Origin of the sequence: Rhodococcus sp. 14-2470-1b, from assembly GCF_002259415.1 — a bacterium.
Classification (GTDB): Bacteria; Actinomycetota; Actinomycetes; order Mycobacteriales; family Mycobacteriaceae; genus Rhodococcoides.
Map to the genome: position 1 here is coordinate 195761 of NZ_NPFY01000012.1, position 19938 is coordinate 215698.

General features: G+C 63.8%; 23 protein-coding genes. 9 read left to right on the forward strand and 14 right to left on the reverse strand.

The window, feature by feature from the left end:
- Both CH293_RS10860 and CH293_RS10865 read right to left on the reverse strand, forming a co-directional pair.
- Positions 1–312: an AzlD domain-containing protein gene (locus CH293_RS10860; protein WP_094720187.1), complete on the reverse strand. Its 312-nt coding sequence runs from the start codon at positions 310–312 to the stop codon at positions 1–3.
- Positions 309–977, reverse strand: a complete 669-nt coding sequence (locus CH293_RS10865) for an AzlC family ABC transporter permease (protein ID WP_094720188.1) — start codon at positions 975–977, stop codon at positions 309–311. The genes CH293_RS10860 and CH293_RS10865 overlap by 4 nt, the downstream gene beginning before the upstream one ends.
- 69 nt (positions 978–1046) lie before the next feature.
- Between CH293_RS10865 and CH293_RS10870 the strand changes: the two genes are divergently transcribed.
- Both CH293_RS10870 and CH293_RS10875 read left to right on the forward strand, forming a co-directional pair.
- Positions 1047–1595: a helix-turn-helix domain-containing protein gene (locus tag CH293_RS10870; RefSeq protein WP_094720189.1), complete on the forward strand. Its 549-nt coding sequence runs from the start codon at positions 1047–1049 to the stop codon at positions 1593–1595.
- Between the two features lie 230 nt (positions 1596–1825).
- Positions 1826–3073, forward strand: coding sequence for a reverse transcriptase family protein (locus CH293_RS10875; protein ID WP_255122797.1), 1248 nt, complete (start codon positions 1826–1828; stop codon positions 3071–3073).
- 54 nt (positions 3074–3127) lie between these two features.
- Here the strand turns inward: CH293_RS10875 and CH293_RS10880 are convergent, their stop codons facing one another.
- On the reverse strand, positions 3128–3310 hold the full coding sequence (locus CH293_RS10880; RefSeq protein ID WP_051104983.1) for a hypothetical protein: 183 nt from the start codon (positions 3308–3310) through the stop codon (positions 3128–3130).
- A 101-nt stretch (positions 3311–3411) separates the two neighbouring features.
- Positions 3412–4374, reverse strand: a complete 963-nt coding sequence (locus CH293_RS10885) for an aldo/keto reductase (RefSeq protein ID WP_094720190.1) — start codon at positions 4372–4374, stop codon at positions 3412–3414.
- Positions 4375–4439: 65 nt separating this feature from the next.
- On the opposite strand from CH293_RS10885, the gene CH293_RS10890 reads away from it, so the two are divergent.
- Entirely contained in the window at positions 4440–5354 is a 915-nt protein-coding gene (locus CH293_RS10890) for an aminotransferase class IV (RefSeq protein WP_176459972.1), read from the forward strand.
- Positions 5355–5357: 3 nt separating this feature from the next.
- On the opposite strand, the gene CH293_RS10895 is transcribed toward CH293_RS10890, so the two are convergent.
- Genes CH293_RS10895 through CH293_RS10905 form a run of 3 tightly spaced genes read right to left on the reverse strand, consistent with a single transcriptional unit; the run spans position 5358 to position 7793 of the window.
- Positions 5358–6488: a serine hydrolase gene (locus CH293_RS10895; protein ID WP_241483604.1), complete on the reverse strand. Its 1131-nt coding sequence runs from the start codon at positions 6486–6488 to the stop codon at positions 5358–5360.
- Positions 6489–6514: 26 nt separating this feature from the next.
- Positions 6515–7213, reverse strand: coding sequence for a 3-keto-5-aminohexanoate cleavage protein (locus CH293_RS10900; RefSeq protein WP_094720191.1), 699 nt, complete (start codon positions 7211–7213; stop codon positions 6515–6517).
- A 13-nt stretch (positions 7214–7226) separates the two neighbouring features.
- Positions 7227–7793 carry a TetR/AcrR family transcriptional regulator gene (locus CH293_RS10905; RefSeq protein ID WP_037104809.1) on the reverse strand — a complete coding sequence of 189 codons (567 nt, stop codon included), beginning with the start codon at positions 7791–7793 and terminating at the stop codon, positions 7227–7229.
- A 93-nt stretch (positions 7794–7886) separates the two neighbouring features.
- On the opposite strand from CH293_RS10905, the gene CH293_RS10910 reads away from it, so the two are divergent.
- Positions 7887–8726, forward strand: coding sequence for an alpha/beta fold hydrolase (locus CH293_RS10910; RefSeq protein WP_176459973.1), 840 nt, complete (start codon positions 7887–7889; stop codon positions 8724–8726).
- Between the two features lie 66 nt (positions 8727–8792).
- Complete coding sequence (locus CH293_RS10915) at positions 8793–9491, forward strand: YoaK family protein (RefSeq protein ID WP_094653359.1); 699 nt, start codon at positions 8793–8795, stop codon at positions 9489–9491.
- A gap of 78 nt (positions 9492–9569) precedes the next feature.
- Here the strand turns inward: CH293_RS10915 and rraA are convergent, their stop codons facing one another.
- The 3 genes from rraA to CH293_RS10930 all read right to left on the reverse strand — a co-directional run bounded on the left by rraA (position 9570) and on the right by CH293_RS10930 (position 10990).
- Positions 9570–10046 carry a ribonuclease E activity regulator RraA gene (gene rraA, locus CH293_RS10920; RefSeq protein ID WP_255122798.1) on the reverse strand — a complete coding sequence of 159 codons (477 nt, stop codon included), beginning with the start codon at positions 10044–10046 and terminating at the stop codon, positions 9570–9572.
- Positions 10047–10158: 112 nt separating this feature from the next.
- On the reverse strand, positions 10159–10530 hold the full coding sequence (locus CH293_RS10925) for a DUF5313 family protein (protein WP_033189378.1): 372 nt from the start codon (positions 10528–10530) through the stop codon (positions 10159–10161).
- A gap of 10 nt (positions 10531–10540) precedes the next feature.
- The gene (locus CH293_RS10930; protein WP_241483790.1) at positions 10541–10990 is read right to left on the reverse strand and encodes a hypothetical protein; all 450 of its coding nucleotides are present in this window, start codon (positions 10988–10990) and stop codon (positions 10541–10543) included.
- A gap of 70 nt (positions 10991–11060) precedes the next feature.
- Between CH293_RS10930 and CH293_RS28565 the strand changes: the two genes are divergently transcribed.
- Genes CH293_RS28565 through CH293_RS10950 form a run of 3 tightly spaced genes read left to right on the forward strand, consistent with a single transcriptional unit; the run spans position 11061 to position 13345 of the window.
- Positions 11061–11828 (forward strand): hypothetical protein, encoded by a 768-nt coding sequence (locus CH293_RS28565; protein ID WP_255122799.1) that lies wholly within the window; start codon positions 11061–11063, stop codon positions 11826–11828.
- Between the two features lie 15 nt (positions 11829–11843).
- Complete coding sequence (locus tag CH293_RS10945; protein ID WP_094720195.1) at positions 11844–13052, forward strand: hypothetical protein; 1209 nt, start codon at positions 11844–11846, stop codon at positions 13050–13052.
- Positions 13049–13345, forward strand: coding sequence for a DUF2019 domain-containing protein (locus CH293_RS10950; protein WP_255122801.1), 297 nt, complete (start codon positions 13049–13051; stop codon positions 13343–13345). The genes CH293_RS10945 and CH293_RS10950 overlap by 4 nt, the downstream gene beginning before the upstream one ends.
- A 152-nt stretch (positions 13346–13497) precedes the next feature.
- Here the strand turns inward: CH293_RS10950 and CH293_RS10955 are convergent, their stop codons facing one another.
- Positions 13498–14247, reverse strand: coding sequence for a MerR family transcriptional regulator (locus CH293_RS10955; protein ID WP_094720196.1), 750 nt, complete (start codon positions 14245–14247; stop codon positions 13498–13500).
- A gap of 59 nt (positions 14248–14306) precedes the next feature.
- Positions 14307–15524 carry a lipase family protein gene (locus CH293_RS10960; protein WP_094720197.1) on the reverse strand — a complete coding sequence of 406 codons (1218 nt, stop codon included), beginning with the start codon at positions 15522–15524 and terminating at the stop codon, positions 14307–14309.
- Positions 15525–15703: 179 nt separating this feature from the next.
- Between CH293_RS10960 and CH293_RS10965 the strand changes: the two genes are divergently transcribed.
- Positions 15704–17257, forward strand: coding sequence for a succinic semialdehyde dehydrogenase (locus CH293_RS10965; protein ID WP_094720198.1), 1554 nt, complete (start codon positions 15704–15706; stop codon positions 17255–17257).
- Between the two features lie 206 nt (positions 17258–17463).
- Here CH293_RS10965 and CH293_RS10970 read toward each other — a convergent pair whose 3' ends face one another.
- A complete protein-coding gene (locus tag CH293_RS10970) occupies positions 17464–19437 on the reverse strand; it encodes an MDR family MFS transporter (protein ID WP_094720199.1) in 1974 nt (657 codons plus the stop codon).
- A gap of 4 nt (positions 19438–19441) precedes the next feature.
- Positions 19442–19915 carry a MarR family winged helix-turn-helix transcriptional regulator gene (locus tag CH293_RS10975; RefSeq protein WP_037110572.1) on the reverse strand — a complete coding sequence of 158 codons (474 nt, stop codon included), beginning with the start codon at positions 19913–19915 and terminating at the stop codon, positions 19442–19444.
- Positions 19916–19938 lie beyond the last annotated feature (23 nt).

A 19938-nucleotide genomic window follows, 5' to 3' on the forward strand; every position in this document is an offset into this window, starting at 1 on the left:
TCACGCAACTCCGAACCATCGGAGCGCCGCAGTTGTAGCGGCGGCTGCCACGACGATCGTCACGAACGGTGCTTTGCGCCAGGCAAGGACGGCGGCGACGAGCACACCGGCCGGGCAGGCGAACCCGGCGAACCTGTAGTCCACGATCAGTGCGGACGTCGCGATCAACGCCACGAAGATGACGGCCACAGCGACGGACACCAGTCGCTCGACGCGGGGCGAGATAGTCGTTCGGCTGCGAAGGTACGGTCCGACGAGCCGAAACGCCAGGGTTCCCGCCGCGAGCCCGACCATGGGAAGCACGTAGTTCATGCCGTTGCTTTCGTTGCCACGAACGCGGGCACCACCGCTGCCAGGGCAAGCAACACCGGCAGGCCCGGCGGCAGAATCAACGCCGCAGCTACGGCGATCACCGCGCCGAGCAGAGCGGTGTTTCTCGTCAACGGATCGCGGAGCGCGGGAGCAACGAGCGCGATGAGCACCGCCGGAAATGCGGCGTCCAGTCCGAGGGCAGCGGTATCGGTGATCCTCCCGCCGAGAAATGCCCCGCCCAGCACCCCGATGTTCCACGCGACGAACAGGCCGACGCTACACAGCCAGAACGTGGATCGTCGACGCTGGGGATCGGGTTCGGCGGTTGCAAACGCCACGCTTTCATCCGTCACGAGGTGAGCACCCAGAATTTTGCGAGTCCAGGACACTCCGCCGAACGAATCTCCGACGGAGTATCCGAGTGGAATGAGACGCGTGTTCACCAGTAGTGCGCCGGCCATCGCGGCGAGCGGATTTCCGCCTGCTGCGAGCACTCCGACGACGATGAACTGAGCCGCACCCGCGAAGACCAGCACCGACATCGCTATAGGAACCCACATCGGAAGGCCTGCGCCGACGGCGATGGCGCCGAACGACGCACCGACGAGGCCGTCGGCGAGGCAGACGAGACCGATGTCGCGGCGGGTTCGCCAGATCGAACGCATGGACAGAATAATGAACCCTACGTGCTGTGTTCGTCAAGATGGACGCTCGTACCGATAGAATGAACAACCATGTCCGCTCCGATCGCCGCCATCGCCGCGTCCCTGCACCGCGAACGAAACAGGATGGGACTGTCGCTGGCCGAGCTCGCCCGACGCGCAGGAGTAGCCAAGTCGACCCTGTCCCAGCTCGAATCAGGAACAGGTAACCCCAGCGTCGAAACACTGTGGGCGCTGAGCGTGGCACTGAACGTCCCGTTCGCTCGGTTGGTCGAGCCGGTGAAACCACGCGTGCAGCTGATCCGAGCAGGAGAGGGGCCGAAGTTCTCCTCCGACACAGCCGACTACGTAGCGACGCTGCTCGCCTCCTGCCCACCGAACGCACGCCGCGACATCTATCTCGTCAGCGCTCAGATCGGCGAGCCTCGGAGGTCCGACCCGCACTCACCCGGCGTCGTCGAACACGTGATCCTGTCCGCCGGCCGAGCACTCGTGGGGCCCACCGACGAGCCCGTCGAGCTCCACCCGGGTGACTACATCAGCTACCCCGGCGACGCGCCCCACATCTTCGAAGCACTGAACGCCGACACCTCAGCAGTCCTGGTGTCCGAGCACGTGTAGATCAGAGCGAGTAATCACGGACGACGGTTTTCATCTGGCACAGTGGTGGACATGCAGCGGTGCACGGGCGAGAGTCGGTCCGCTGGGCCGATCTCAGGGGTAACCCCTGGGCGAGACAGAAGAACTGGTCACTGCGTCCGACGCCGGTCCGCACGCTCCGCGTGCTTGACGGCGCCGAGTACACAAGATTCAGGTCGTCCGGCGCCGCTGCACCTGCAACGGGTGCCTCGATGAGCCGTCAGTTCAGCCCGCAGATGGCGGCGTGGCTCGCGTCGCTCGCTGCGGATGCTCCGTGGACGCGTGGTGGCCTGGAAGAGGCGTTCCTGCCGATTCTGGGTGAGAAGGCGCCGCGTCTGGCGGATCGTCTGATCGACCTGTCGCCGGTCGCGCCGTACGACCCGGAATCGCTCCGCGGACTCATCACCGGGCTCCCACTGCTACCCGAGCCTGCATCCGTCGAACCATCGCGTCGCACAGGTGGTTTCAAGCCGTGGTTGTTCGACGTCCCTCGGTACGCGAGTACCGGAGACCTGGCGGAATCGCTCGATCTGACGATCAGCGAAATCGAGTGGTTCACCGACGCACAGTCCCGGCTCCGGACGGCCGCGACGCCGCTTCGGCATTACCGCGTCACGCCCGTACCCAAGCGAGTCGGATTCCGAATTCTCGAGATACCCAAACCGCGGTTGCGGGAAATCCAGCGAAAGATACTGCGGCGCATACTCGACAACGTTCCTGCTCACAGTGCTGCGCACGGATTCGTCAAGGGCCGAAGCCCACGCACGTTCGGGATTCCGCATGCGGGGCACACCGTCGTGGTCTCGGTGGATCTGAAGGATTACTTTCCCTCGATCGGAATCGAGCGTGTCGTCGCGGTGTTCGATGCGCTCGGCTATCCGAAATCTGTTGCGTGGAACCTTGCCTACCTCTGTACGACGACTACGCCCGCAGAACAGCTGAACGGATTTCCCTACGCCACTGCGTCGTTGTTGCGCACTCGCCATCTACCGCAAGGCGCTCCCACGTCCCCTGCGCTTGCCAACCTCGTCTCGCGGCGGCTCGACATTCGGCTGACCGCGCTGGCGAAGTCCCTGGGCGCGAGGTACACACGGTACGCCGACGACCTGGCATTCTCCGGCGACATCGACGCGGACAAGATCATCTGGAGCGCGAGCACGATCATCGCCGACGAAGGCCTCGCGGTCCATCCGTACAAGACCCGCGTGCGTCGTGCACACAAGCGCCAGCAGCTCACCGGCCTGGTGGTGAACGACTGGCCGTCGGTGCCGCGAAAGGAGTACGACGCACTGCGCGCAATCCTGCACAACTGCGCCGTCACCGGCCCGGACCAACAGAACCTGTCCGCGCTCACCGATTTCCGAGCGCACCTGTACGGACGGATCGCACGGATAGGGGAGACCAGCCCGACCCGCCGTCGAAAACTGCTCGAATTGGCTGAACGAATCGTCTGGGAGTGAGGACCAGTTCTTCTGCACGGCTGCTCAGCTCTACCCCAGTGGGGCGGAGTTCGCCTACGACGCCTCGGCCAGTTCGATCACGCCGACGCACTGGCATCCGCCGGTGATCTCCTCGCAGTCCAGCACGAGGAAATGACGGACGTACTCCATATCCACGCAGTCCGGCTCCGTGCATTCGGCGTCGCCGACTGCGTGGATGACGAGCGTTCCTTCACAACGATCTTCGACGGTTCGCATCGACACTCCCTTCTCTTGCACGTCTTGGCCTGTAGCTCCATTGGTATCACCGGAGTCCGACAAGTTCGGGAGAAGGAAGGCGTGTTCGACACCCGGAGCGATCAGTAACGCGCCCCCGCCGGGTCCGGGAGGTCGTCGAGAGTCTGCAGCTGAGCGGGGGTCAGGCGTACCGACGCGGCGCCTGCGTTCTCGTCCAGTCGTGACGAGCGCCGCGTACCGGGAATGGGGACGACGTGCTCACCCTGTGCCAGCACCCACGCCAGGGCAACCTGCGCAGGGGTGGCTCCCGCCTCGTGACCGACGGAGGCGACGGCGTCGACGATGGCCATGTTCGCATCCAGGTTCTCCTGCTTGAACCTGGGCAATTGCGCGCGGAAGTCGTCCGCGGCAGGCGCTGATCCACGAAAGTTGCCGGTGAGAAAACCGCGACCGAGAGGTGAGAACGGTACGAAGGCGGCGCCGTTGCGTTCGGTCCACGCCAGAGACGTCGCGAGATGATCCCGCGTCCACAACGACAGTTCCGACTGCACGGCTGAAATGGGATGTACCGACTGTGCACGGTCCAGCTGATCGACGGTGAACTCCGAAACGCCCAGTGCGCGCACCTTACCGGCCTGCACCATCTCCGCCATCGCGCCGATGCTGTCCTCGACGGGGACCTTCGGATCGGGGCGATGCAGGTAATAGAGGTCCACGTAGTCCGTTCCGAGTCGCCTGAGCGAGTCGTCGATGGCCGAACGTAGGTGGTCCGGGTGACCGTTGGGGCCCGAAATGACCGGTTCCCCAGCGTCGCCGACGTGTGATTCGAGCCCGCCCTTGGTTGCCAAGGTGACCTCGCCGCGCCGGGAACCGATGGCTGCGCCCACCACTTCCTCGTTGGTGAACGGTCCGTAGACGTCGGCGGTGTCGATGAAGTTCACCCCGAGATCGAGAGCGTGGCCGATGATGCGGTCGGGACTCTCGGAGTGCTCGTCAGCTTTGTATGCCCAGGTCATGCCCATGCAGCCGAGGCCGATTGCGCCGACGGTGGGGCCGTTCTTCCACAGTGTTCTGGTAGGAACCATGACTACAGACCCTACGCCGGATAATCGGTGTCGCCGGTGCTGCGGCAGCCGATAGCATCCCCCGCATGGCTACTCCTCACGGCAAAGTGTTCTTCGGAAACGGCATCGTCGAAGCCCATGACGCGAAGCTGGGGGTCGCCACTTCCGCAGTCCTGTACGGGCTCAGCGTGTACACGGTGTTCCCGGTGCACGTATCGGCGGAGACGCGCACGGCGTTCAGACTTCAGGATCACTTCCAGAGACTTCTGGAGTCCTGCAGGATAATCGGGATCGACACGTTCGCGCAGCAGTGGACGTACGAACGATTCACCCAGGTCGTGCGCGAGGTCGTCCAGGCCAACGACCCTCAGCGCGAGGTGTACGTCAGAGCGACCGTCCATGTGGACGAGTCCATTCCGGGCACACGAGTCCGTGGTTTGAGCACCACGGTGTCCATCTTCCTGTACGACGCGGTGCCCATCGTCCCGCAAGACGGGATGCGCCTGAAAACCAGTGTGTGGCGCCGAATCCCGGACAATGCCATCCCGTCGAGAGCAAAGGTCAACGGCGCGTACGTCAACTCCGTGCTCGCCAAGCAGGACGCCATCGACAGCGGCTTCGACGACTGCATCTTCCTCGATCTCAACGGCCACGTCTGCGAGCTCAGCGCCGCGAACATCTTTCTGGTCAGAAACGGTTCCCTGATCACTCCCGATGTCACGAGCGACATCCTCGACGGCATCAACCGCCGGACCATCCTCACGCTGGCCCGCGAGGAAGGACTCGAAGTGCAGGAACGCGTCGTCGACCTCACCGAGCTGTACATCGCCGACGAGGTGTTCGTGTGCGGCACGTCAGCAGGAGTGGCGCCCGTCTTCCAGATCGACGGCCGAGCCGTCGGATCCGCGCCCGTGCTCGGCCCTGTCTCGTCGACGCTGCGCAAGCGCCATCAGGACGCGTTGACCGGAGACCAGGCGCACGGCTGGGTCACCGTTCTCTGACGTTCACGCCGGGCAGGTGGCGGTGAGGCCGGCCACGAGACCGTTCAGGGCGGGTTGCTCCAATGGATCCGTCGCCGGGTCGATGGCCGACGCCGTCCATCCGAGAGTGACCTGCCTGCCGCCGTCGGGACTGGAGAACGACAGTGTGCGGTACCCGAAACCGTTGCCGCGCTGACCGAACACCACCTCGGCCGCCCCCGGATTGCACGCGTCACCGCCGACGAGCAAACCCAGGCCGTACCCCGACGGGGTCACCTGCTGCATCTGGTCGACGAGCGTTCGCGGTAGCAGGGTCTCGTCGAACAGAGCGCGAAAGAACGTGTTGACGTCGCCGACGGTGGAGACGACGGCCGCGCTTGCCGACCAGATCGACGGATCGACATCGCTGATGTCGATGAGAGTGTCACCTTCGAGGATGTACCCGTGCAGGCCGTCCTCCGGAATGGCGGCGACGCTCGGATAGGACGTCGACGTCATCTGTAGTGGTTCGAACACCCGCTCGTCCAACGAATCTGCGATGCTCCTGCCGTCGAGCTGAGCAACGATCTGGCCGAGCACGACGTAGTTGGTGTTGGAGTAGGAGAACTGGGCACCAGGAGCCGCGGGCCACGGCTGTGCCAGCGCGAGCGCGATCAGTTCGTCGTCGGAATAGGTGTCGTCGGCGGCCTCGACGAGCCCCGCTGCGTCGGACGGCACGAGAGTCTCGAGATAGTTCGGCAAACCGCTGGTGTGATCGAGCAGCTGACGGACGGTCACCGGCTTGGGCAGAAGACCGGGAAGCACGTCGTCGACGGTTGTCTCCAGGGTCAATTTCCCCTCGTCGACCAACTGCAGAACAACGGCCGCCACCATGGATTTGGTGATACTGGCAATTCTCAGAGGATCCTCGGCCGACGCGGCCTCGTCGGACCCGCGTTCGACGACGCCCGCCGCGCCTTCCCATTCACTGTCGCCGTCCCGAAGGGCGATGACGGCGGCCGGCGCTCCCGCGCTCACCAACTGGTCGACGACGGCCTGGGCGTCGGCAGTGCGAATGGTTCCTGGATCGGTGGGTGCAGGCGAGCTCTGCTCAGCAGAACACGAGACAAGCACAAGGGCAGCTGCAAGCGGGAGTACTGCCGAGCGAAGGTTCACACTTCGGACATTACCGGCGGACTTCGTCAGACACGGAAAAATGCGAGCGCAGAGGTCACCAGGTCGGAGTTTCCGGTGGCAGGAGAGCCGTCGGGCATGGTCAGGGTGTCTTCCAGGCCGATGCGTGTGGCCAATCCGCGTGCAACTGCCGATCGTAGAGTGGCCCAACACGTGTCGTCCTGACCGTGCAGCAGCAGCGGTACCCCACTCGATTCGGTGAGTGCGACGAGCTCGTCGGCGACGTCCGGGGTATCTCCCGGCTGGACTTCCAGCAAGGCCCGTATGCAGTCTCCGGTGAGGCCGGAGGCCAGCCATGCGCGTGCGGCTGCGGCGGTCCACAGGCCCGCCTCGACGCCGACACCTCGGCGCATCAGCAGTCTTGCCAGATCCGCCGCGCCCTCCTCGTGCCAGTTGACCGACGCGAAATCGGGCAGGGTGGTCCAAGATTCGACTGCGGCCAGCCGGGATGCGGCGTCGGGTGTGCTCCACGCTCCGGTAGTGACACCGACCGGAACTCCGGCTTCGCGTGCAGCGCGAACTGCGGAGGCCACGTGTTCTGCGGCAAGCGAATCGGTGCCGTCCGGAGTCTTCGGATGTAGGTGAATTGCCTCGGCGCCTGCGTTCACTGCGCCGAGGGATTCTGTCCTGATCTGGTCCGGGGTGATCGGAATTGCGTTGTGCTCGGCCGGTGTTCGAGGGCCGTTGATGCACGCTTTCAGTCTCATCGGCCGGCCGCGCTCATCGGCTCGCCGCGTCGAGCAGGACCGTCGCGGCTTGCTTTGCCGCAGTGGCGGACTCGGGCGATTCCGAGATGGCTGCGGTGGTTTGCGCGCCCTCGGCAAGTAATGCGATCTGAAGGCCGAGATCCTGCGGGCATCCTGCCTCGACGGCCAGATCGGTCACGTACTCGACGAATTCGCGTTTGTGCCGGTGTGCGGCGTCGGCGACGGCCGGCATGGTTGCACCGAGCTCGCCGAACGAGTTGATGAAAGCGCATCCGCGGAAGTTGTCTTCACGAAACCAGGCGTCCAGGAAGTCGAAGATGGAGAGGACCTTGTCTCGCGGCGAGTCGTGCTTGGAGGCCTCCATCAGGATGCGCTCGTTCCACACCGCGGTGCGGCCGGCAAGTACCGCGGCCACGATGTCCGACTTGGACGGGAACAGGGAGTACATGCGTTTGAGCGAGATTCCGGCGGCGGTGCGCAGTTCGTCCATACCCACTGCTTGGACGCCACGTGTGTAGAAGAGCTCGTCAGCGGCTACCAAGACGGCCGATCGTGCGTCGCTCGTTTCCACTGCCACCACCTCCTTGCGCAGAGAACCATCGTTCTCTACCGTAGTCCATGGCGGGAGAACGTCCGTTCTCCGCTCGGAAGATCCCGAGGGAAAGGCAACAACATGGCTTTCGTCAATGTGGGCACGGAAAACAGCACACCTGTGGACGTCTACTACGAGGATCACGGCAGCGGGCAGGCAGTGGTGCTCATTCACGGCTACCCGCTCGACGGCAACTCCTGGGAGCGCCAGAGCCGTGAGCTCCTGAAAGCCGGCTACCGGGTCATCACGTACGACCGTCGCGGATTCGGAAAGTCCAGCAAGCCCGTGACCGGCTACGACTACGACACCTTCGCCGCCGACCTGAACGCGGTCCTCACCGAACTCGACTTGACCGACGTCATCCTCGTCGGCTTCTCGATGGGCACCGGGGAACTGGCACGCTACGCCGCCAAGTACGGCACGGATCGCGTCGCAAAATTCGCGTTCCTGGCATCGCTCGAACCGTTCCTGCTGCAGACCGACGACAACCCGGCAGGCGTCCCGCAGTCGGTCTTCGACGGAATCGACGCAGCCGCTCGCGAAGACCGCTTCGCGTGGTTCGACAACTTCTACAAGGACTTCTACAACCTCGACGAGAACCTGGGCAGCCGCATCAGCGAAGCAACCGTGCGCGCCAACTTCGCCACCGCGGCAGGAAGCGCACCGGTAGCCGCCTACGCTGTGGTCCCGACGTGGCTCGAAGACTTCCGTGGCGACGTGCAGAAGGTGCGCGAGTCCGGCAAGCCGACCCTGATCCTGCACGGCACCAAGGACAACATCCTCCCCATCGACTCGACGGGACGCGAATTCGCCAAGGCATTCCCCGAGGCCGAGTACGTCGAGGTCGAAGGTGCCCCCCACGGACTTCTGTGGACGCACTACCAGGAAGTGAACGAAGCGCTGCTGAACTTCGTCAAATAGCCTATGTGAGTGGAAATGTAGGCCAGAGCCTACATTTCCACTCACGAAGCGAGGTAGCATCCGGCCGTGCCGGAACAGAATCGACAGCCGGTCGTGACCTCGGAGTCCGTCCGACTCGGCGTCCTTCTGGCTGCGGTCGGCGGTTTCGTCGACGTCTACACCTTCATGACGCGCGACGGAGTGTTCGCGAACGCCCAGACCGCCAACGTGGTCCTCTTCGGTATCGATGCCGCAGGGGGCCATTGGCGGTCCGCGGCGGGATACCTCCCGCCGTTGGTGGCATTCGTCGTCGGGGTCTTCGTCGCCGAATCCCTGTCCAGCCCCGCCGTGAGCCGGATCGTTCGTCGGCCGATCCGCGCCGTCCTCGTCATCGAGATCCTGGTGCTGTTCGCCGTGGGCTTCGTCCCGGAATCAGTGCCGAATGCCGTTGTCACGGTATCCATCTCATTCGTCGCCGCTCTGCAGGTGACGACCTTCAGGGTGCTCGTCGACCAGGCCTTCAGCACGACGATGACCACCGGCAACCTTCGCAGTTTCTCGCAGGCGATCTACCACCGACTGTCCGACGGTGACGCTGCCGCCGGACTGCGGGCCGTCAACTTCGGATCGGTCATCGCAGGATTCCTCGCCGGTGCCGTACTCGGCGCCTTCGCCGTACGGGGCCTGGGTGTCGGCGCGGCCTGGATCGCGTCGGGAATGCTCGTCGTCGCGCTCGCTCTGTTCCTGTTCGACGAATGGCGCGGGGTTCCGCGGGTGCGTCGCTGATCCGAAGCGAAATACACCCACCTGTTGTGCGTTCCGAGGGCTAGCGGACGCACAACAGGTGGGTGGATTTTCGGCGAGTTATACGACGACCACGCCGTCGGAGTCGCTGTAGACGATCTCGCCCGGATTGAACGTCACACCGCCGATTTCGACCGGAACGTTCTTCTCCCCGGAGCCCGTCTGGGTGCTCTTGCGGGGATTGGTGCCGAGTGCCTTCACGCCGATGTCGAGAGTCCGCAGAATCGCCGAGTCCCGGATGGCACCGTTGACGATGACCCCGGCCCAGCCGTTGGAGACTCCCTTGCCTGCGATGATGTCGCCGACGAGCGCGGTGTGAATGCTCGCATCGCCATCCACCACCAGGACTCCACCGTTACCCGGCTCACCGAGAGTCTGCTTGACGAGCAGGTTGTCCTGGAAGCACTTTATCGTCGTGATCGGTCCGGCGAACTCGGTGTTCTTGCCGAACTGAATGAATTGTGTATCGCAGCTGCGGATTTCAGGCCCGATCTCGTCGGCCAGGTCAGCAGTTGCCTTGAATTCGACGGAAGTCATACCGGACAGCATAAGTGGGTCGTTCCTGCGGGCTCCACTCCTGCTCACTGGAGTCGTTCCTGCGGGCTCCACTCCTGCTCACTGGAGTCGTTCCTGCGGGCTCCACTCCTGCCTAGTCCAGCCTTCCGTGACGCCTCTCGTAGTCGTCCCGGGTGCGATCCAACTTCGCCTGGGTGCTGGCACCCAGCAGCTGCGGATCCAAATCGTGCACCAGGAGGCGGTGGCGTCGATACACGTTCATGAGCGCGATCGCGAAGTAGACCAGCGGAATGAACAGCAGCGCCATCATCGCCAACCCGATCCACAACGGTCCGGGAACCAACAGGAACAGGCACAGGAATGGGATCACCGGCAGCGTGAAGCGGATCAGGTAGCGAGCCTGGGCACCGTGACCGACCAGATCCTCGCGCACCCAATCCTGCATCGACGGCGGCAGCACTCGGCCGAACTGGTAGCCCAGGTACTGCCAGAAGTTCGGTTTCACCTCACGGACCTTACGCTCCGATTTCCTTCAGAACGACTGCACCGATCGACAGCGCGACGACGTCCTCCACCAGCGCGGCGGCGACCGGCGGGACCCGCTTCGACGCCCATCCGCGGTATGCGTGGCCGGCGTAGGAACCGGCGACGGCCGACAGGCCCCCGACTACGGCCGCCGGGATCGGATCGTCGCCCGAGCGTCGGGCAATCGCGTAGGCCGCCCCGGCGCCGGCCGCGATACGGCCACCCAGGGGAGCCGGATCGAGACGTGACGGCGTCGACGGCAACTTGTCCCCGACGAGCTCTCCCGCCGTGGCCACGGCTGATCCACCGATCGCCCAACGCTCGTACTTCGACCCTCGGAACCAGGTCAGCAGCCCGACGCTGATTCCCACGGAACTGCGAAACCCACTTGCCTTACCGACAGCGGCGGACAGAACGGCCGAGCGAATCGTCAGGTTCATGTCCACGAGTATCCACCCAAGGGTTGTCGCTCCGGCGTGTTAGCGTGTGCCGACTTCGGGGGGAGTGAACATGGGGTTGAAGAAGCAGCTGCTGCGCACGGCGTTGGTTCTGGCGTTGCTGTATGCCGCTGTCGCACTGTTGCCCAAATTGGGGCCGCAGGCACCGGGCAGGTTCGAAGGCGTCGCGGCACCGCCTACCTCCCGTCCTTCGTCGACGGCAGCACCGGCACCTACCGCAACCCTGCCACCGGGCTTCCCGTCGATGGAATTCGCGCCGCCGGAAATCGAGGTGCCCGAGGGCGATCCCATTCCCATCGACACCAAATACGGACTCAGCTACACGGTGCCGGGGGATTGGAGGTTCCATCGCGGGGGTGTAGTGGGTTGGGAAGGCGATCGAGGGTCGGTCAGGTTCGGAGACGTAGCCGACTTCGGGTACGACTACTGTCCCGAATTCCGCGATGGCGCCACCAAGGCACATACCGGCATTACCGGTCGGAACGGCCTCGACGTACAGACGGCGGCCTTCGAGCTCAGCCGGTCAGCAGAACTGATCTTCCGAGACGATCCCAGCGATTCGGTGATTCTCCAGTACTCGGATCCGACCCAGTTCGAGATCGACGGCGCTACGGCAGTCAGGTACTCGGTGAGTGCATCGAATCTCAACCGGGACTTCGATTGCGATCCGGAGCAAGCTTCCTTCGATGTAGTTGCCACACAGGGATATTCGAACGCAACGGTCGCTGTGTTCATGGTGCTCAGCGAAAAACACGACACCAGTGATCTGTCCTCCGCAACTATCGAGGACATCGTTTCCAGTCTTCGTCGAACGAAGTAAGTCAGGTGAAGTCGCATGAACGAGAGATTCAAAGCCTTTCCCGACGAAGTCGCCGGGCTCGGCCGGCTTACGGCCGAGATTGGACAGCAGACGCTGACGTCCTATCGGTATTTCAATGACCACGGACAATTGACAGGGGTCGACAACGGGGAATTGTTCGGTTCGTTGGCCGTCACGTTCGATGCTCTCCGCGATGTGTGGCGCGATCGGCATGTCCATTTGGCAACGAACTGCGCCGGATTGGGTGACGAGCTCAATACCGCGGCCTGGCTTTACGCGGATCAGGAAAAGAAGAACTACGAGGCGCTCAACGCGCACACGGACCTGGTACCGGTGCCGTACCCGGACCCAGGTGACGCGGATCGACCGGCGCGGGAAAATGTTGAACCTTACAGCGACTGTGCACATTACGGGTCTCCGGAGGGTATGGATTATCCGGCTCCCGCACACTTCCCCGACGACGTAGCCGACGTCATCGCCGATGCAGCAGGGTGGCTGGGGGACCTCGATTACGCGATCGAGGAGCTGATCGGGCACAGTCCGCTTCGCGAACTCATCGATCCGATAGGCGGAAACTGGAACGATCTGAGACGTCTCGGTGCGGCATACCGGATTGCGGGGGAGGCGATGTCCGCCGGCGGTGATTCTCTCGCCGAAGGGACTTCACGCGTCGACGAGTTCTGGGACGGGTTGGCTGCCGTCGCGTACAAAGACTACGCCGCACGGCAGATCGCAGCGATGCGCTGGGAGGGTTCGTGCGGTCGCGTCATCGAAGCTGTCGCGGACAGAGCCGCCGACGAAATTCGCAAGTCGGTGTTCACACTCGTGACTACGATGAGAGAACGTCTCGAAGCACAAGTCGATGTGTCCAGCCCCGCCAAGGTTGCCGAGTTCTTGTCGAAAAAGGTATCCCCGCTGGGGAGCCTTTACCAGATATACAAGATCGCCGACATCTTGTATTCGGGATACACCCTCGCCAAGAAGCTGCTCGATGACATTCGGATGGTCACCGACGCATTCAACGAATTCCTTTCGCTCGTTGCCAGTCCCAGCGGTTACTTGAACGAGCAGTTCCAGCAGAAACTCGAACCGATCACCAAGGGAATCCACAACGCTCGACTGGTGAAGGACGTGTACGACACCGCGTCCGCCGAGCCCGTCTACAACGTTCCGAAGGAGTCTTTCTCGGTTGGAACAGGTAGACAACCTTGGGAAGACGCATGACCGCACCGGACGACCCGATCCTGCGCCGCGCGGTACAGAAGATGACCGATGCCTTCGACCGTATGGCACAGACGCGGGCCGAGGTCGAACGGACCCCGCTCTCGTCCATCGACGAACCGCGAAACGTCGACGGTGCTCTGATGTTCGCCATCGCGTCGCTGGCGAGTGCGTCACCCGAACTGCGGGCGTACGCCGGGCGCGTAGCGGCTGGAGAGTGCTCATGGCACGAGAGTGCTCATGGCACGAGATCGAAACCATGTCCAGGCCTGTACCGCCCGAAGTCGGCGAGCTGAAACGAGACCCAGCGCTGATCTGGTTCCCGGCCAAGCAGACTCCACCACCGGACGACGAAGAGCCCTACAGGATTCCGTGGCAATGACCGGCGATCTACCCCCCGATTGTGCGTTTCCGAGGCTCGAGAACGCACAACTGGGGGGTAAATTGCCTACTTGCCAGCAGCATTCGCGACGATGGCGTCGCGAATGTACTGCGCGAGCCCGGGCGTGATGTCGTCGTAGTGCTTGGTGAAGCGCTCGTCGGCGATGTACATCTCGCCGAGGCAGACGTGCATGTCGTATCCGCAGTCGTAGAAGTGCTCGATGCTCGCGCGATGGCGTTCGGCCAAAGCAGCCGCCTGTGGTGAGTCGGTAGCTACTCCCGAGGCCAACGCCGCAGCGAAATCTGCTTCCAGCGCATCGGTTTCGGACTTGATGCGCTTCCAGTCGTCCTTCGTGAACGACGCCGTGCGCGCCTGGGACTGCTTCCACTCGTCGGTCTGGCCCCAACGTTGTTCTGCCTCGTCGGCGTACTGTTCGCCGGTCCAGTTCTCCCCGAACACTTCGCGTTGCTCTTCGGGACTCAACTGAATTCCCATCTTCTTTGCCTCCATCATCTTGTCCACGGCCGCAGCCATTTGATGCAAGCGATCGATCCGTGCGTCGAGTAGCTCCCGCTGACGCTGCAGATGCGCCATCGCGTCGACCGACGGGTCGTCCAGAAGGGTAGCGATGTCGTCCAGCGCGAAACCGAGTTCGCGGTAGGTCAACACCTGATGCAACCGTTCGACGTCTTCTGCCGAATAGCTGCGGTAGCCCTTCGCCGTGCGTCCGGACGGCACCACCAGCGAAATCTCGTCGTAGTGGTGCAATGTCCGCACGCTGATTCCGACGAGGCGGGCCACTTCGCCCACCAACATCGTTTCGGAATCGCTCACAGAAGACACTGTGCAGCCTCCCGTGGCGTGAGGGTCAACAGTTACCGGACCACTCTCTCGCATCCTCCGGTGGGAACGCCCGCCAGGCGCTGAGAAAGCCACTCGAACGCGCCGGGTCTACCGCCGCCCTCGGCCACCGTGTGGTCACCTGGAATCTCTTCCAGATGGACCGACGCACCCGCCGCACACCACTGATCCTGCACGGCCTCGGCGCCTTCCTTCGGGATCAGGAAGTCCTGCAGGCCCTGGTAGATGTAGATCGGTGCCTCGGGCTTGATCTGACCCATTCGGTTCTCCTCGACCACCGTGCGCGTGATCGGGTGGTTGAACACGTCGGGCACGTTGGACAGGTTCTGCTGGTCGAACAGTGCGAGTCCGCTGTAGGACAGGACGTCCACACACTGATCCTTCTGGACCAGAGCGAGCCGCTTACCGCTGTCGTTGGCCAGCGAACGCATCTCCGGGTACTCCCGGCTCAGACCGATGGTCGCGGCGGTGAACAGCCCGGAGCCGATGCCGCCGTTGAGCGAACGCTGCAGGATCTTGTAATCGGTGGGAGGCCCGCCGAACGCGACTCCGACGATGTTCAACTCCGGCGCATACGACGGCGCCAACTGCGCCGCCCATCCCGACGCGATCGCACCACCCGAGTATCCGGTGATCGCGACGGGGGCGTCCGGTGCGATGCCGACTGTCCGGGACGCTCGCAGCCCGTCGAGCACGGTGTGGCCGGAGACCAGCCCGGCGGAGTACGCCTGGCGAGGACCTTGATAGTCGGTGACGACGACGGCATACCCGCGCCCCAGCAACTCCTGCATCCGGTCGAGTTCCTTGTTGGTTCCGCGCGGCAGCGTCGAGGACGGCGCACACGCGTTGCCCAACGAATCCGTCGCCTCGTTGTAGGCGACGACGGGTCTGGGGCCGCCGCCGGTCCACGGCGCGTCGGGAACCAGGATCGTCGTCGCGGCGGCGATGGGATTGTTCTTCGAATCCGTCGAACGGAACAGCAACTGTGTCGACGTGGTGCCGGGTTGTACCGCAACGCTTCTCGTGTTCAAGACGGTGCCGGGTTGGCTGCTCTCGAAACCCGCCGGAGGGGTGAACCAGGGATCCCCCAACGGAGTGGGTAGATAGGCGTCGGGATTCGCGGGAGGGGCGACGAGGTCACCCACCGGATCTGCCTGCGCCGACGGTGCCAACGCGAGCGCTAGAGCTGCTGCGCAGGCGACGACGAGTCCCCTGCGTGTGGTCGTTCTCATGAGATTGCCCCACCCTGCTTCGTCTCCAGTGCGCCCCGACGCCTAGGAAAGACCACCGCCCATGGTGCCACACGTCGACGGGTGCCGACCAGGGCAGCGGAATCGACACTGTGATCCCAGCCACCGACGATGTAGGTTATGTGTAACTCCAAGAACTACTCACCAGTAGGGGTACCGAAATGCCAGCTCCGAGCGCTGCGACCTTCTCGCGGCTCGCCGATTTGATCGCCATTCCCGACGTCGACGCGCGGCCGACGAAATCCATCACGGAGGTGTTCACCGGCAAAGAGCTCGCGACCATTCCCGTCGGAACCGCCGAGGACGTCACCGGTGCCATCGCACGCGCTCGCGTCGCGCAGAAGGCATGGGCCAAGCGCCCCGTGTCCGAGCGCGCCGAGATCTTCCACCGGTACCGCGACCTGGTTCTCGCCCATCGTGAAGAACTGATGGACATGGCGCAGGCGGAGACCGGCAAGTCCCGCGCCGCCGCGCAGGAGGAAGTGCTCGATATCGCGATGACGTCGCGTCACTACGCCCGCACCGCGGCCAAGCTGCTGGCCCCCAAGCGGGTCGCGGGCATGCTCCCCGTGCTGACGAAGACGACGGTGCGGTACCAGCCGAAGGGAATCGTCGGCGTCATCTCCCCGTGGAACTACCCGATGACCCTCGCGGTGTCCGACGCCATCGCCGCGCTGCTCGCCGGCAACGGCGTCGTGCTCAAGCCGGATTCCCAGACCCCGTACTGCGCGCTGGCCTGCGTGGAACTTCTGTACAAGGCCGGCCTGCCGCGTGACCTGTTCGCCGTCGTACCCGGCCCTGGCTCCGTCGTCGGCACCGCCATCGTCGAGAACACCGAGTACGTCATGTTCACCGGCTCCACCGCAACCGGCCAGCTTCTCGCCGAGCAGGCCGGGCGTCGGCTCATCGGTTTCTCCGCCGAACTCGGCGGAAAGAACGCGATGATCGTCGCGCGCGGGGCGAACCTGCGGGAAGTGTCCGACGCCGCCGTGCGTGCGTGCTTCTCCAACTCGGGCCAGCTGTGCATCTCCATCGAGCGCATCTACGTCGAGCAGTCGATCGCCGACGAGTTCACCGCGAGATTCGGTCAGCGGGTTCGGGACATGACCCTCGGTGCGGACTACGAGTTCGGCATCGAGATGGGCAGCCTCATCTCCGAGGACCAGGTCAAGACGGTCTCCGCGCACGTCGACGATGCGAAGGTCAAGGGCGCCAAGGTCATCGCAGGAGGAAACGCACGCCCCGACATCGGCCCGCTCTTCTACGAGCCGACCGTCCTGACGAACGTGCCCGCCGACGCCGAGTGCGCCGCAAGCGAGACCTTCGGGCCGCTCGTGTCGATCTACCCGGTGACCGACGTCGACGAAGCCATCGCCAAGGCCAACGACACCGAATACGGACTCAACGCCAGCGTCTGGGCGAAGACGAAGGCTCAGGGTGAAGCCATTGCGGCTCAGCTGCATTCGGGAACGGTCAACGTCGACGAAGGTTATGCACCCGCGTGGGGCACCACCGGCGCTCCGATGGGCGGAATGGGCGTCTCGGGAATGGGCCGACGCCACGGACCCGACGGCCTGCTCAAGTACACCGAATCGCAGACCATCGCCACGACGCGTCTGCTCAACCTCGGCGGCCCGCGCGGATTGCCTCCGAAGTTGTGGGCGAAGATCATGCCTCCCTTCGTGAAGGCACTGAAGTACCTTCCGGGGCGGTAGTCCACGACCATCCGTCAGTCCACGACCATCCGTCCGAGCGAAAGTGGGCTTCGGTCAGTCTGACTGATCGAACGCTACGTTCGCTCCGGAATGTGGGGAGGGGAGTGCTCCGGAATGTGGGGAAGGGAGTGCTCCGAAGTGGGAGTGCTCCGATACCGAAAGAGCCCGCACACCGGGGGGTGTGCGGGCTCTTTCGTGCTGTCGAACTAGTTGACGCTGTGGCCGTTCAGTCCGGAGTTGACGTAGTGCTGACGAGGATCGGGGCGCGTGTGATTTTCAGGGACGTGTGCGTCACCGAGCACTCGGGCGATTTGATCTTCGCTGAGTCCGAGGCGACGGAGTCGCTCGCAGACGGCGTCGAAGTCGAGCATTTTCGCGTCGAGTTCCTGCTGCAGTGCGACTACTTCGGCGCGGATGGCCTCGGCTTCGTCGAGTGCTTCGAGGGTGTCCTTGGGCTCGGGGAGCAAGAGGTTCAGCAGTCGATCACGTGCATCGGTGCTGAGGCCCTCGAACGGTGCCGAACCCGATGGTGCTTCGTGGCGCCCGGTTCCGTCGAGTTCCGCTGCGACGTATTCGCGAGTGTCACCGAAGGACGGGATCTCGATGGTCTCTTCGCCTTCGACCGGTGCCTGAGCGAAGTCGATCGTCTTGCGCAGCGGGCGGTTCGGGATGAGGATGACCGCGATGAGCGTGACGATGGCGACGAATCCGGCGATCAGGAAGATCCGTCCGGTTGCATCACCGTAGGCGGTGCGGACGACGGCGAGGATCGGTGCGGGCAGTGACGTGAGGTCCAAGGATCCGCCACCACTCGAAGCACCGTCGACGCCCAGTTCGGCGAGGCCTGCCGCGGACTTCTCGGCGACACGGGTCGCGAGGAGCGAACCGAGAACCGAGACGCCGATCGCGCCGCCGAAGGTACGGAAGAATGCGACTGTCGACGAGGCTGCGCCGATGTTGTGGACGCTCACCGTGTTCTGGACTGCGAGAACGAGGTTCTGCATCAACATGCCTGTTCCGAGTCCGACGATGGTGATGAAGACGCCGACGGTCCACAGGCTGGTTGCGTGGTCGATGGTTCCGAGGAGCAGGAATCCGATGACCAGCAGTACCGATCCGGTGACGATGAACGGCTTCCACTTTCCGAACTTGGTGATGAGTTGGCCGGATCCGACCGAGGCGACGAGCATGCCGAACACCAGTGGGATGGAGAGCAATCCGGCTTCGGTGGGCGAGTAGCCGCGTGCGGTCTGGAAGTACTGGCCGAGGAAGGTGGTGGCTCCGAAGAGGCCGACACCGACTGCGATGGACGCGATGATGGCGAGTCCGGTGGTGCGTTCGGTGACGATCTTCAGCGGGATGATCGGGGACTTGTGACGTGCCTCGACGATGACCGTCAGGACGAGCAGCAGGAGTCCGCCGCCGACCAGGTATGCAGTCTCACGGGAGATCCAGGCGTAGTAGTCGGCCTTGCCTGCGAACGACACCCACACGAGCAGAACCGAAACACCGGCGGTGAGAAGAAGTGCGCCGAGCCAGTCGATGGACACGTTGTCCTTGCGCTCGGTCTTGATGTGGAGCGTCTTCTGGAGCAGTCCGAGGGCTATGACGGCCAGCGGAACGCAGACGAAGAAGCACCAGCGCCAGCCGAGGGGGCTGTCGACGATCACGCCGCCGAGGATCGGACCACCGGACATGGATACAGCCATGACAGCGCCGGTGTAACCGGAGTAACGACCGCGGTCACGCGGGGAGACGATGGTGCCGATGATGGCGATGACGAGTGCCGTCAGGCCACCCATACCGATGCCCTGGATGACGCGAGCGCCGAGCAGGAGCGGAACGTTGTGGGCGAAGCCGGCGATCAACGAGCCGATGACGAAGATGACGATCGCGCTCTGGACGAGGACCTTCTTGTTGAAGAGGTCGGCGAGCTTGCCCCAGATGGGCGTCGACGCGGCGTTGGCCAGTAGGGCGGTGGTGATGACCCAGGCGTAGGCGGTCTGCGATCCCTGCAGGTCACCGATGATGGTGGGCAGAGCCGTCGAGACGATCGTGGTGCTCAGCAGCGCGGTGAACAGCGCGGCGAGCAGTCCGGTGAGGGCCTCGAGGATTTGCCGGTGGGACATGGCGTCGGGATCGGCCTGTTGAATATTGGGCGGAGCTTCGGTGGTTGACATTGTTCTATCTCGCAATCAGTTTCAAGTGCGCTGTGTCCTGCGCGTCTTCGTTGAATGTGTTGTTGAGTTTCTGGATCGAATCGAGGGCGGCCAGCGCCTCCGTCTCGCTCCAATCGCTCAACATCTCGCGCAGTCGATTCGCGCGACGGTCCCAGATGACCTTGAGTTTCTCCCCGCCTTCGGACGAGACGCGCACTCTGGATGCGCGTTTGTCGTCGGGATCGGGCGTTCGGTCGATGTATCCGAGATCCACCAGGTCTGCGATCTGCCGGCTGAGGGCGGACTGGCTGACGCAGAGCCTGTTGGCGAGGTCGGTCTGTCTGCATTCACCCTCCGTCGCGAGGATGGCCAGAACTCCGGTCAGTGCCTGCGGCAGGGGTGATTCCTCATCTCCGGTGGTCACGGCCCGCTTGAGCGCCCGACCGAAGAGGAAAACCTCTTCGACCAGCGCCTCCGCGGTGGTAGTTCGTACTGCCATGAGGGCTCCAACGGTTCGAGTCA

Coding starts and splice junctions, on each gene's coding strand:
- CH293_RS10975 (WP_037110572.1), bottom strand. CDS start 19,915: ATGGCAGTACGAACTACCACCGCGGAGGCGCTGGTCGAAGAGGTTTTC.
- CH293_RS10865 (WP_094720188.1), bottom strand. CDS start 977: ATGCGTTCGATCTGGCGAACCCGCCGCGACATCGGTCTCGTCTGCCTC.
- CH293_RS10930 (WP_241483790.1), bottom strand. CDS start 10,990: ATGAACCTGACGATTCGCTCGGCCGTTCTGTCCGCCGCTGTCGGTAAG.
- CH293_RS10965 (WP_094720198.1), top strand. CDS start 15,704: ATGCCAGCTCCGAGCGCTGCGACCTTCTCGCGGCTCGCCGATTTGATC.
- CH293_RS10890 (WP_176459972.1), top strand. CDS start 4,440: ATGGCTACTCCTCACGGCAAAGTGTTCTTCGGAAACGGCATCGTCGAA.
- CH293_RS10950 (WP_255122801.1), top strand. CDS start 13,049: ATGACCGCACCGGACGACCCGATCCTGCGCCGCGCGGTACAGAAGATG.
- CH293_RS10860 (WP_094720187.1), bottom strand. CDS start 312: ATGAACTACGTGCTTCCCATGGTCGGGCTCGCGGCGGGAACCCTGGCG.
- CH293_RS10960 (WP_094720197.1), bottom strand. CDS start 15,524: ATGAGAACGACCACACGCAGGGGACTCGTCGTCGCCTGCGCAGCAGCT.
- rraA (WP_255122798.1), bottom strand. CDS start 10,046: ATGACTTCCGTCGAATTCAAGGCAACTGCTGACCTGGCCGACGAGATC.
- CH293_RS10870 (WP_094720189.1), top strand. CDS start 1,047: ATGTCCGCTCCGATCGCCGCCATCGCCGCGTCCCTGCACCGCGAACGA.
- CH293_RS10880 (WP_051104983.1), bottom strand. CDS start 3,310: ATGCGAACCGTCGAAGATCGTTGTGAAGGAACGCTCGTCATCCACGCA.
- CH293_RS10875 (WP_255122797.1), top strand. CDS start 1,826: ATGAGCCGTCAGTTCAGCCCGCAGATGGCGGCGTGGCTCGCGTCGCTC.
- CH293_RS28565 (WP_255122799.1), top strand. CDS start 11,061: ATGGGGTTGAAGAAGCAGCTGCTGCGCACGGCGTTGGTTCTGGCGTTG.
- CH293_RS10945 (WP_094720195.1), top strand. CDS start 11,844: ATGAACGAGAGATTCAAAGCCTTTCCCGACGAAGTCGCCGGGCTCGGC.
- CH293_RS10970 (WP_094720199.1), bottom strand. CDS start 19,437: ATGTCAACCACCGAAGCTCCGCCCAATATTCAACAGGCCGATCCCGAC.
- CH293_RS10885 (WP_094720190.1), bottom strand. CDS start 4,374: ATGGTTCCTACCAGAACACTGTGGAAGAACGGCCCCACCGTCGGCGCA.
- CH293_RS10900 (WP_094720191.1), bottom strand. CDS start 7,213: ATGAGACTGAAAGCGTGCATCAACGGCCCTCGAACACCGGCCGAGCAC.
- CH293_RS10910 (WP_176459973.1), top strand. CDS start 7,887: ATGGCTTTCGTCAATGTGGGCACGGAAAACAGCACACCTGTGGACGTC.
- CH293_RS10955 (WP_094720196.1), bottom strand. CDS start 14,247: ATGTTGGTGGGCGAAGTGGCCCGCCTCGTCGGAATCAGCGTGCGGACA.